Source organism: Massilia sp. 05N420 (assembly GCF_056397205.1).
In genome coordinates this window covers 89,279-100,349 of the sequence record NZ_JBFTMX010000005.1, presented here as the reverse complement: position 1 = coordinate 100,349, position 11,071 = coordinate 89,279, and the positions used below count along the sequence as shown (strand labels likewise).

Sequence of the window (11,071 nt, the reverse complement as noted above, 5' to 3'; positions counted from 1 at the left end):
GGCTGTCCGGGGCGTATATTGAAATCGTTGGATTCAAGTCTCCCCTCCCATCTAATTGGGTTCACCCACGGCGCCACACGGCCCCGTGGGTTTTTTCTTTTAGGCCCGCGCCAGTGCCGTCAGCGGCTCGCCGGTCACGCGGCAGATGCGCCAGTCGGGCAGGATCTCGGCGCCCATGGACTTGTAGAAATTGATTGCCGGAGTGTTCCAATCCAGCACCGACCATTCGAAACGGCCGCACTCGCGCTCGACGGCGATGCGCGCCAGGTGTTTCAGCATGCGGCTGCCGTAGCCGTGGCCGCGGTGGGCCTGGCGCACGTACAGGTCTTCCAGGTACAGGCCCTTCTTGGTGAGGAAGGTCGAGAAGTTATGGAAGAACAGGGCGAAGGTCACCACTTCGCCATCGGCCTCGCCGATGATCGCTTCGCAGGACGGTTTCGTGCCGAACAGGCCTTCGTGCAGCAGCGCTTCGGTCGCCACCACCATGTGCTCGAGTTTCTCGAACACGGCGAGTTCGACGATCATCGACATGATGTGGGGGACGTCGGCCGGGGTGGCGGGACGGATGGCAAAAGTGGACTGTTGAGCGGTCATGGTGTTTCGAGGGGTGCGTCGAGCGCATTGTTCAGGTTGACGGAAGCCGCCTTGCGTTTAGGCGTGTACAGGGCCCAGGCGACACTGCCCAGGCAGACTGCCATGCCCAGCCATTCGATGGGGCCGGGACGGTAGTGTTCGAGCTTGATCGACATGAGCACCGACAGCACCGGCGTGATCACGCCGATATAAACGGTCTTGGCCGAGCCGATGCGGTTGATCAGCGTGAAGTAGCAGATGAAGGCCACCACCGAGCCGAAGATGGCCAGGTGCAGCAGGCCGAGCACGTAGGGCGTCGTGTGCGGCAGGATGAATTGCTGGCCGCTGGCCAGGCACCACAGCGCGACCATGCAGGTACCCCAGAACATCGACCAGCCTGTGGTCAGGATCAGCTTGCTCGACTGCTCGCGCACCTTGCCGACCACGATGCTGCCGGCCGCGCTGGCGATCGAAGCGCAGATGCCGAGCCCCAGGCCGAGCAGGAAATGGCCCTGGCCGCCCTGGCTCAGGTCGTGCAGGGCGCCCTGGATCGAATGCCAGAACAGCAGGATGACGCCGGCGATCGCACCGACCCCGGCGGTCCAGGTCTTGCGCGGGATCGGCGTGCCGAACACGAAGCGCGACAGCAGCGGCGTCCAGAACACCATCAGTGCGAACAGCACCGCCACCAGGGCCGAGACCACGTACTGTTCGGAGTTGTAAGTGCATACATACGAGAGGCCGAAGGTCAGGAAACCTTGCAGCAAGGTCCACTTTTGCGTGCGCCAGGGCAACCACAGCTTGTCGCCGCGCGCCAGGCACCAGGCGAACAGCGCGCCTGACGCTAACGCGAACCGGTAGACGACCGAGACGGCGGGCGGAATGTCGCCCAGTTGCAGGGTGATGGCCCAGAAAGTGGAACCCCAGATCAGGGAGGCGATGGTGAACAGGACGTAGGAAGGCATCCGGAAAGTATACGTGCTTTCCGGAGTTCATTGTGGCGCCAGCCGGGTTTGCTCGTCTATTTCGTCGTCAGTGCGTCACGCGGGTCGTATAACCGTTGCTCAGCAGACGCACCCGGTCCCCGGGCCGGAACATTTCGTCAGCCGGCTGGGTGATGGCGCGCAACTCTCCGCTGTCGAGGCGGACCGTGATCTCGAAGCCGGCGCGGTTGCCGGCATTGCGCTCGACCTGCTGGCCGACCAGGCCGCCGGCCACGGCGCCGATGATGCCGGTCGCGATCGACCCTTTGCCGCCGCCTATCTGGGAGCCGCCCAGCCCGCCCAGCGCGACGCCGGACATGGTGCCGACCCCGGATTCGGGGCTGGCGATGGTGACGTTGCGGATCGATTCGACGGTGCCCATGCGGATCACCTGTTCGTTCATGGTCTGGTAACTGTTGTACACGCTGCCCGACTCGGGCGGTGTGGCGCAGCCGGCCAGCAGGCCAGCTCCGGCCAGGGCGACGGAAAGGGGAATGGCGGCGGATTTCATGATGTGCTCCTCATGCGGCGCTGCGGCTGCAGCGGCCGATCCAGCCTACTCTTTTAATACGCCAGATTCAAACGGCGATACAGGAAGCCCAGCACGAACAGCGGTCCGATGAGCAGGAAGCGCAGGTCGTCGAAGAAGGAAGGCTTCTTGCCTTCGATCTTGTGGCCGATGAACTGGCCGATCCAGGCGACCACGAAGATCGCGATCGACAGCGGCAGCACCGTCATCGGCGGCATCAGGGCCAGCACGCCCAGCATCACGGCGCTCATCAGGAGCATGCCGAAGGCGAAGGGAGGCGACAGCCTGAAGTAATACACCAGCGAGGCCAGGCAGGCGATGACGGCGACGGCCGGGTGGATGCTCCACAGGATGCCCAGCAGCGACAACACGATCACCGGCACGCACACGAAATGGATCAGCTCATTGGTCGGGTTGCGATGGCTGTCGCTGTACTGTTCCAGCAGGGTGTCGATGGTGCGCGGCTGCATCGCTGTCTCCTCGTCATGTGACTTGTCATGCAGCCGATTCTACCGTCGCATTTTAGGCGGTGGCCTCTATTAATGCGGGCACCGCCTGCGGCCGCGGCACCGCGCGCAAGTGCATATAAGGGTGGTTCGCGAACAGGTCCGACACCCATTCGACGAAGACCCGCACCTTGGCCGACAGGTGGCGGTTCTGCGGATAGACGATGTGCACCGGCAGCGGCTCGCTGGTCCAGTCGGGCAGCAGCTGGACCATGCGCCCGGCCGCCACGTGCTGGGTCACCAGGTAATCCGTCATCTGGATCACGCCCAGGCCTGCCAGGCCCGCCTGCACATAGGCGTTCGAATCGTTCAGCGCGATCACGCCGCGCATCGGGATGTCGATGCGTTCCTCGCCGCGCCGGAAATCCCAGTCATAGGTCTTGCCGGTCTTGGCCGAGAAATAGTTCACGCAGCGGTGGCGCTCGAGGTCGAGCGGGTGCTGGGGCACGCCGTAACGTTCCAGGTAGGCGGGCGAGGCGGCGGTCAGGAAGTTGATGATGCCGACCCGGCGCGCGATCAGCCTGTCGTCGCCCAGCTCGCCGCCGCGGATCGCGCAGTCGACGCCTTCCTCGATCAGGTCGACGGGACGGTCGGTGCTGCCCAGTTCCATCATGATGTCCGGATAGCGCTCGAAAAAGGCGGGCAGGGCAGGGACCAGGATCTCGCTGGCCAGGCCGGTGGGCACGTCCACGCRCAGGCGTCCGCTGGGCGACAGCCGCGTGCGCGACAGCGATTCCTCGGCATCGCGCACGTCGGACAGGATGCGCACGCAGCGTTCGTAATAGGCGGCGCCGTCGGTGGTCACGGTCACCAGGCGCGTGGTCCGGTGCAGCAGCTTGGCCGACAGCGAGGCCTCCAGCGATTGCACCAGAGTCGACACGGTGGCCTTGGGCATTTGCAGGGTCTCGGCCGCGCGCGTGAAGCTGCCGGCGTCCACCACCTGCACGAAAACTTCCATGGCTTGCAGCTTGTTGTTCATTTCGATTGTTCAGGGATCTGAATAATGGATTCGGGATTGAGGTATTTATCAGATTCTAGATCATGTCTATAGTGTCGGCACGGTCACTGATAAAAGTGCCACTTAACGAAGGGAAGCAGGTCATGAAACGACGCGATGGAGGTTTCTTCACAAGCCTGGCGCTCGCGCTCAGCGTGACGCTGATGGCGGGAGTGATTGGCACGGACGTCTACGCGAACGCCGCCGCGGGCGAAGCCGCCGGCTACCAGGCCCTGTTCAATGGAGCGCAATCATGAATGCCGCCGTTCTGAACAATGAGCAGCTCGACCAGCAGGAAGCGATGCGCGACCTGGTGGTGCGCGAACTCGAGGTCGCCGGCTTCGAAGGCCCGCTGGCGGGCCGCCTGTACCGCGCGGCGGTGGACGGCAAGCGCGACATCCTGATCGTGTTCTTCCATGGCGGCGGCTTCGTCGAGGGCGACCTGGACGAGTCAGACAGCTTCCTGCGCCGTCTCGCAGACGCGAGCGCTTATCCGGTGGTGCTGTCCTCGACCTATACGCTGGCGCCGGTCAAACCCTTTCCGGCGGCCGCCGAGGATGCACATGCGATCGTCAACTGGGCCAAGAAGAACAAGAGCAAGCTCGGCTGGACCGGCAAGCGCCTGATCGTGGCCGGCATCGAAGCCGGCGGCAACCTGGCGGCGGTGGCGGCGATGATGTCGCGCGACCGCGGCGGCCCGCTACTTTCCGGCCAGATCCTGATCATGCCGATGCTCGATCCCGGCCTGTCGACTTGCTCGATGCGCGAGATGCCGACCTGCCCCGATAAAGCCCGGGTGTTCGACGAATGCGCCGCCGCCTACCGCGGCTACCTGCCGCACGCGGCCGACCGCGGCCACCCCTATGCGTCGCCGCTGCAGTCGAGTCGCCTGAAGAACCTGGCGCCGGCACTGATCCTGTCGGCCGACGACGACCCGCTGCGCGACGAGGCCGAAGCCTACGGTGCCAAGCTGATCAACGCAGGCGTGAGGACCACGGTGCGGCGCATGGCGCCGGCCCGCATCGAGGAGCCGAACGCCCGCAACGAATGTGCGTGTACGGGCCATGCCCTGCACGAAATCGCCAACTTCATCGCCGGGCTCGAATCCGACAACGCACCGCCCGGCAAATGACCTGATCTGTCACGGATCGCCCGGCTGGAACGTCTAGCCGGTAACGCTTCACCGCACCCAAAACCACAACAACGTGCCTGTTCGCAGGCACGGGAGACCTGTCTTTTCCTGCGTTTCTGTCCGCATCCCGCATGCGAGACCRGAAGGGACCGCTTTCGCCTAATTATTAATAAGTCATCAAGATCGGAGGGCTCACTCATGAAAGCAATTCATCAATTACGTAGCGCGGTACGACCCGTCGTCCTGGCGCTCGGCGCCGCCGGCGTCGCTGTCCTGATCGCCGGCTGCTCGGACGCGACCGGCAAGGCGGCCGAAGCCAAGACCCAGGCCCAGGCCGGTCCGCCGGTGTCCGCCGCCGTCGTGGTCGAGAAGCCGGTCGCCGATACCCAGGAATTCTCGGGCCGCCTGGAAGCCGTGGAACACGTCGAGATCCGTCCGCGCGTGTCCGGTTTCATCACCGCCGTCAACTTCAAGCCCGGCGCCACGGTGAGGAAGGGTGATGTGCTGTTCGTGATCGATCCGCGTCCGTTCCAGGCCGAAGCCGAACGCGCCGACGCCGCCGCAAGATCCGCCCGTGCGAAAGCCGAGCTGGCGAAGCTGGAGCTGACCCGCGCCGAGCGCCTGCTGGGCGACAAGGCCATCGCCCAGCGCGAGTACGACGCCAGCGCCTCCGCGCAGAAGGAACTGGAAGCGAATGCGCGCGCCGCCCAGGCCCAGTACGAAACCGCGAAGCTGAACCTGGGCTATACCCGCGTGGTCGCGCCGATCGACGGCCGCGTGTCGAAGGCCGAGATCACCCTGGGCAACCTGGTCGACGCCTCCAGCATCCTGACCTCGGTGGTGTCGCTCGAGCGCATCTACGCCAGCTTCGACGGCGACGAAGACACCTATCTGCGCGTGCGTTCGCAGGCCCACAGCGGCCAGCCTGTCACGGTGCGCGTCGGCCTGGCCAACGAAGAAGGCTTCCCGCACGAGGGCAAGCTGGAATTCGTCGACAACCAGCTCGACACCCGCGCCGGCAGCGTGCGCATGCGCGCCATCTTCGCCAACAAGGACGACGTGATGGCGCCCGGCCTGTTCGCCCGCGTGCAGATCGGTGGCGGCAGCGAGAAGCCTGCCCTCCTGATCAGCGACCGCGCGGTCGGCACCGACCAGAGCCACAAGTTCGTGTTCGTGGTCGACAAGGACGGCAAGGCCGAGTACCGCGAAGTGAAACTGGGCCCGGTGGTCGAGGGCCTGCGCGTGGTGAAGGCCGGCCTGAAGCCGGGCGAAAAAATCGTCGTCAACGGCCTGCAGCGCGTGCGTCCGGGTTCGCCGATCACCGCGCAGACCGTGCCGATGGTCGCCACCACCAGCGTGGGCAAGGACAAGTCCGCGCAGCTGGCCATGGCAGATGCAAAATAAGGAATCAATAACATGAACATCTCACGCTTTTTCGTCGACAAGCCGATCTTCGCGGCGGTGTTGTCGGTCATCGTCTTCGTGGCCGGCCTCATCTCGATCTTCCAGCTGCCGATCTCCGAGTATCCGGAAGTGGTGCCGCCGTCCGTGGTGGTGCGCGCCCAGTATCCGGGCGCGAACCCGAAGGTGATCGCGGAAACCGTCGCCACCCCGATCGAACAGGAGATCAACGGCGTCGAGGACATGCTCTACATGACCTCGCAGAACACCTCGGACGGCGCGCTGCAGCTGACCGTGACCTTCAAGATCGGCACCAACGTCGAGCAGGCCGAGACGGCCGTGCAGAACCGCGTCCAGCGCGCGCTGCCGCGCCTGCCCGAAGAGGTGCGCCAGATCGGCGTCACCACCGTCAAGAGCTCGCCCAACATCACGATGGTGGTCCACCTGAATTCGCCGGACGGCCGTTACGACGACCTCTACCTGCGTAACTATGCGACCCTGAACGTCAAGGACCAGCTGGCGCGCATCAAGGGCATGGGCGACGTCCAGCTCTTCGGTTCGGGCGACTACGCGATGCGCGTCTGGCTCGACCCGCAGAAGGTCGCGGCCAGAGGCCTGACCGCCGGCGACGTCGTGGGCGCGATCCGCGAGCAGAACGTGCAGGTCGCGGCCGGCGTGGTCGGCCAGGGCCCGTCGAAAGGCGCGGACTTCCAGCTGACCGTGAACACCCAGGGCCGCCTGCAGTCGGAAGAGGAGTTCGGCAACATCGTCGTCAAGACCAGCCAGGATGGCGCCACCACCCTGCTGAAGGACGTCGCTCGCCTGGAGATGGGCTCGAACTCCTATGCCCTGCGCTCCCTGCTCGACAACAAGTCGGCGGTGGCGATCCCGATCTTCCAGTCCCCGACCGCGAATGCGCTGCAGCTGTCGACGGACGTGCGCAACAAGATGGAAGAGCTGTCCAAGGACTTCCCGCAAGGTATGAAGTACAGCATCGTCTACGACCCGACCCAGTTCGTGCGCGAGTCGATCGACTCGGTCGTCCACACCCTGATCGAAGCGGTGGTGCTGGTGGCCCTGGTCGTGATCGTGTTCCTGCAGACCTGGCGCGCCTCCGTCATCCCGCTGCTGGCGGTGCCGGTGTCGGTGGTCGGTACTTTTGCCGTGATGCTGGCTTTCGGCTTCTCGATCAATACCCTGTCGCTGTTCGGGCTGGTGCTGGCGATCGGTATCGTGGTCGACGATGCGATCGTGGTGGTGGAGAACGTCGAGCGGAACATCGAGAACGGATTGACGCCGCACGACGCCACCGTGCAGGCGATGAAAGAGGTGTCCGGTCCGATCATCGCGATCGCCCTGGTGCTGTGCGCCGTGTTCGTGCCGATCGCTTTCGTGTCCGGCCTGACCGGCCAGTTCTACCGCCAGTTCGCCCTGACCATCGCGATCTCGACCGTGATCTCGGCCTTCCTGTCGCTGACGCTGGCACCGGCCCTGTCGGCCGTGCTGCTGCAGCCGCATGGCGCCAAGAAGGATGCGCTGACCCGCGGCATGGATGCCGTGTTCGGCCGCTTCTTTGCGGGCTTCAACCGCTTCTTCCACCGCTCCTCGCATGCCTATGAAGGCGGTGTGAAGGGCGTCCTGAAGCGCAAGAGCGCCTCGCTGGGCGTGTACGTGCTGCTCGCGATCGCCGGCATCTTCATGTTCAAGGCGGTGCCGCCGGGCTTCGTGCCCTCGCAGGACAAGGCTTACCTGATCGGCTTCGCCCAGCTGCCGGACGCCGCCTCGCTGGACCGCACCGACACCGTCATCCGCAAGATGTCGGATGTCGCCAAGCAGATCCCGGGCGTGGAATCCTCGGTCGCCTTCCCTGGCCTGTCGATCAACGGCTTCACCAATGCGCCGAACGCCGGCATCGTGTTCACCACCCTGAAGCCTTTCGACCAGCGCAAGGGCAAGGGACAGAGCGCCGAAGCCATCGCCGGCGAGATCAACAAGCGCATGGGCGCCATCGAAGACGCCTTCGTGATGGTCCTGCCGCCACCGCCGGTGAACGGCCTGGGCACCACGGGCGGCTTCAAGATGATGATCGAAGACCGCGGCAACCTCGGCTACGATGAGCTGAACAAGGCGGTGCAGGCCTTCATGGCCAAGGCCGCGGCCGACAAGCGCCTGGCCGGCGTGTTCTCGGGCTACCAGATCAACGTGCCGCAGCTGTTCGCCGACGTCGACCGCGTGAAGGCCAAGCAGCTGGGCGTGTCGCTGGCCGAGATCAACCAGACCTTGCAGATCAACCTCGGCTCGCTGTACGTGAACGACTTCAACCAGTTCGGCCGCACCTACCAGGTGCGCGTGCAGGCCGATGCGCCCTTCCGTTCGCAGCGCGAGCAGATCGCGCAGCTGAAGGTCCGCTCCGGCAGCGGCGAGATGATCCCGCTGTCCTCGATCATGAAGGTCAAGGACACCTATGGCCCGGACCGCGTCCAGCGCTACAACAACTATGTCGCCGCCGAGATGAACGGCGGCCCGGCTCCGGGCGTGTCCTCGGGCCAGGCCCAGGCGGCGATGGAGGAGATCGCACGTGAAGTGCTGCCGAAGGGGATCGCGTATGAATGGACCGACCTGACCTACCAGGACATCCTGGCCGGTAACACCATGATCTACGTGTTCCCGCTGTGCGTGCTGCTGGTGTTCCTGGTGCTGGCCGCGCAGTACGAAAGCTGGACCTTGCCGTTGGCAGTCATTTTGATCGTGCCGATGTCGATCCTGTGCGCGCTGATCGGCGTGAAGCTGACCGGTGGCGACAACAATGTGTTCACCCAGATCGCCCTGTTCGTGCTGGTCGGCCTGGCGTCGAAGAACGCGATCCTGATCGTGGAATTCGCGGTCGAGCTGGAACACCACGGCCGCAGCATCGTCGCCGCCGCGCTGGAAGCCTGCCGCCTGCGCCTGCGTCCGATCCTGATGACCTCGATCGCTTTCATCATGGGCGTGGTGCCGCTGGTGTTCTCGCACGGCGCCGGCGCCGAGATGCGCCACGCGATGGGTGTGGCGGTGTTCGCCGGCATGCTGGGCGTGACCTTCTTCGGCCTGTTCCTGACGCCGGTGTTCTACGTCCTGCTGCGCACCCTGGCGGCGCGCTTCGGCAAGCCCTCGCATCGCCTCGAGCATGTCGAGCCGCACGCCCCCGAACTCGAAGGAGCATTGAAATGAGTGTCATGAGCATCAATCCGGTTTCCCCGACGCCGCAGGCCGAACAGGCCTGGGATCGGGCTCTCGATGAAGCGCTGGCGACGCCGAAGCGCCGCCCGCTGGCGCAGCCGGTGGTGAAGACCGCCGCCAAGTTCGCGCCGCGCTTCGCCACCGTGCTGGCGGCCCTGCTGCTGAGCGCCTGCGCGGCCCCTGCCTTCCACCAGCCTGCCGTGTCGACCCCGGCGGCGTTCAAGGAATCGCAAGTGGCTACGCCGTCGGCATCGCCCGAGGTGGTGCGCAGCGCCGCCGACGGCACCACCTGGAAGATGGCGCAGCCGGCAGAAAGCCAGCCGCGCGGCGAATGGTGGAAGGCCTTCAATGACGCCCGGCTAGACAGCCTGATCGCCCAGGCCACGGCCAGCAACCAGAACCTGTCGGTGGCCGCGGCGCGCGTGAAGCAGGCGCGGGCCATCGCCGGCATCGCCGAAGCCGACCGCATCCCGCAGATCGGCGTCGGCGTCGGCGCCCAGCGCGGGCAGCAGTCGCCGCTGGAAGCCGGCCTGGCGCCCGGGACGCGCATGTCCCCGGTGACCAGCTACAAGGCGAACCTGAGCGCCAGCTACGAGGTCGACCTGTTCGGCCGCGTGTCCGGCAATGTGGCGGCAGCGCGCGGCGATGCGGGCGCCGTCGAGGCGACCTATCGCTCGGTGCTGCTGTCGCTGCAGGCCGACGTCGCCCAGACTTACTTCCGTCTGCGCGCCCTGGACGCGGAAATCGCGACCGTGAACCAGACCGTGCGCCTGCGCGAAGAGAGCGTGCGCGTGACCGGGCGCCGCTTCGAACTGGGTGACATCGGCGAGTTCGACCTGTCGCGGGCGAAGACCGAACTGTCGACCGCGCGCGCCGAGGCGATCGGCCTGCAGCGCCAGCGCGCCACGGCGGAACACGCACTGGCGGTGCTGCTGGGCCAGCCGGCCTCGAACTTCGGCGCCGCCAGCGATCCGCTGGAAGCGAGCGCCAACCTGCCGCTGATTCCGGCCGGCCTGCCGTCCGCGTTGCTGGAGCGCCGTCCGGACATCGCCAGCGCCCAGCGCACGATGGAAGCGGCCAACGCCCGCATCGGCGTGGCCAGGAGCGYGATGTTCCCGGCGCTGAGCATCGGTGCCAATGGCGGCGGCGTGGCCGGCACCTTTGCCGACGTCTTCAAATGGAGCAGCCGTTCTTGGCTGCTGGGCGCGGCGCTGTCGATGCCGCTGATCGACGGCGGCCGCAATCGCAGCAACGTGGTGCGCAGCGAGGCCGCGCTGGAAGAAGCGGTGGGCGCCTACCGCCAGAGCGTGCTGGTGGCCTTCGCCGAAGTCGAGGACAACCTGGCCGGCCTGCGCGTGCTGGCGGGGCAGGGCGCCGAAGTCGAGCAGGCTTTGGTATCGGCGCGCCGCTCGGCCGACCTGGCGCAGAAGCTCTACGACGCCGGCCGCTCCAGCTATCTGGAGCTGCTGGATGCGCAGCGCAACCTGGCTGCAGTCGAGCGCACCGCCGTGCAGCTGCGCGGCGACCGGGCGGTCACCACGGTGGCGCTGATCCGCGCGCTGGGCGGCGGCTGGGGTGCTGCGCCGGCTTCTTCGCCGGCAGGCAGTGTGGCGCTGGCCAGCAAATGACGTGAGGTGAGGGGGTAGTTTTGGGATGCCCTTTGCGGCGGTACGTACGAGCGTGCCGCCGTTTTTTTTCATCGTCATTCCGCTTTCGCGGGAACGACGTATT

The 11,071-nt window shown here is 65.8% G+C and carries 10 protein-coding genes; 5 read left to right on the top strand and 5 right to left on the bottom strand.

Annotation, left to right across the window (positions count from 1 at the left end; genetic code table 11):
• Positions 1–99 precede the first annotated feature (99 nt).
• The 5 genes from AC1DIX_RS04470 to AC1DIX_RS04450 form a co-directional block, all read right to left on the bottom strand.
• Positions 100–594, bottom strand: coding sequence for an N-acetyltransferase family protein (locus AC1DIX_RS04470; RefSeq protein ID WP_477250862.1), 495 nt, complete (start codon positions 592–594; stop codon positions 100–102).
• On the bottom strand, positions 591–1,538 hold the full coding sequence (locus tag AC1DIX_RS04465) for a DMT family transporter (protein ID WP_477322308.1): 948 nt from the start codon (positions 1,536–1,538) through the stop codon (positions 591–593). Before AC1DIX_RS04465 ends, AC1DIX_RS04470 begins: the two co-directional genes overlap by 4 nt.
• 67 nt (positions 1,539–1,605) lie before the next feature.
• Complete coding sequence (locus AC1DIX_RS04460; protein WP_441934469.1) at positions 1,606–2,067, bottom strand: outer membrane lipoprotein; 462 nt, start codon at positions 2,065–2,067, stop codon at positions 1,606–1,608.
• Positions 2,068–2,120: 53 nt separating this feature from the next.
• Positions 2,121–2,555: an Mpo1 family 2-hydroxy fatty acid dioxygenase gene (locus AC1DIX_RS04455; protein ID WP_477250861.1), complete on the bottom strand. Its 435-nt coding sequence runs from the start codon at positions 2,553–2,555 to the stop codon at positions 2,121–2,123.
• Between the two features lie 52 nt (positions 2,556–2,607).
• Positions 2,608–3,570: a LysR family transcriptional regulator gene (locus tag AC1DIX_RS04450; RefSeq protein ID WP_477322306.1), complete on the bottom strand. Its 963-nt coding sequence runs from the start codon at positions 3,568–3,570 to the stop codon at positions 2,608–2,610.
• Positions 3,571–3,692: 122 nt separating this feature from the next.
• Here AC1DIX_RS04450 and AC1DIX_RS04445 point away from each other — a divergent pair, with 122 nt between their 5' ends.
• From AC1DIX_RS04445 to AC1DIX_RS04425, 5 genes are all read left to right on the top strand, one after another.
• Positions 3,693–3,845 carry a hypothetical protein gene (locus AC1DIX_RS04445; protein WP_477322304.1) on the top strand — a complete coding sequence of 51 codons (153 nt, stop codon included), beginning with the start codon at positions 3,693–3,695 and terminating at the stop codon, positions 3,843–3,845.
• On the top strand, positions 3,842–4,720 hold the full coding sequence (locus AC1DIX_RS04440; protein WP_477322302.1) for an alpha/beta hydrolase: 879 nt from the start codon (positions 3,842–3,844) through the stop codon (positions 4,718–4,720). Before AC1DIX_RS04445 ends, AC1DIX_RS04440 begins: the two co-directional genes overlap by 4 nt.
• 198 nt (positions 4,721–4,918) lie before the next feature.
• Positions 4,919–6,124, top strand: coding sequence for an efflux RND transporter periplasmic adaptor subunit (locus AC1DIX_RS04435; protein WP_477322300.1), 1,206 nt, complete (start codon positions 4,919–4,921; stop codon positions 6,122–6,124).
• 12 nt (positions 6,125–6,136) lie between these two features.
• Positions 6,137–9,331 (top strand): efflux RND transporter permease subunit, encoded by a 3,195-nt coding sequence (locus AC1DIX_RS04430; protein ID WP_477322298.1) that lies wholly within the window; start codon positions 6,137–6,139, stop codon positions 9,329–9,331.
• Positions 9,328–10,968: an efflux transporter outer membrane subunit gene (locus AC1DIX_RS04425; RefSeq protein WP_477322296.1), complete on the top strand. Its 1,641-nt coding sequence runs from the start codon at positions 9,328–9,330 to the stop codon at positions 10,966–10,968. Before AC1DIX_RS04430 ends, AC1DIX_RS04425 begins: the two co-directional genes overlap by 4 nt.
• The last annotated feature ends 103 nt before the right edge of the window (positions 10,969–11,071 follow it).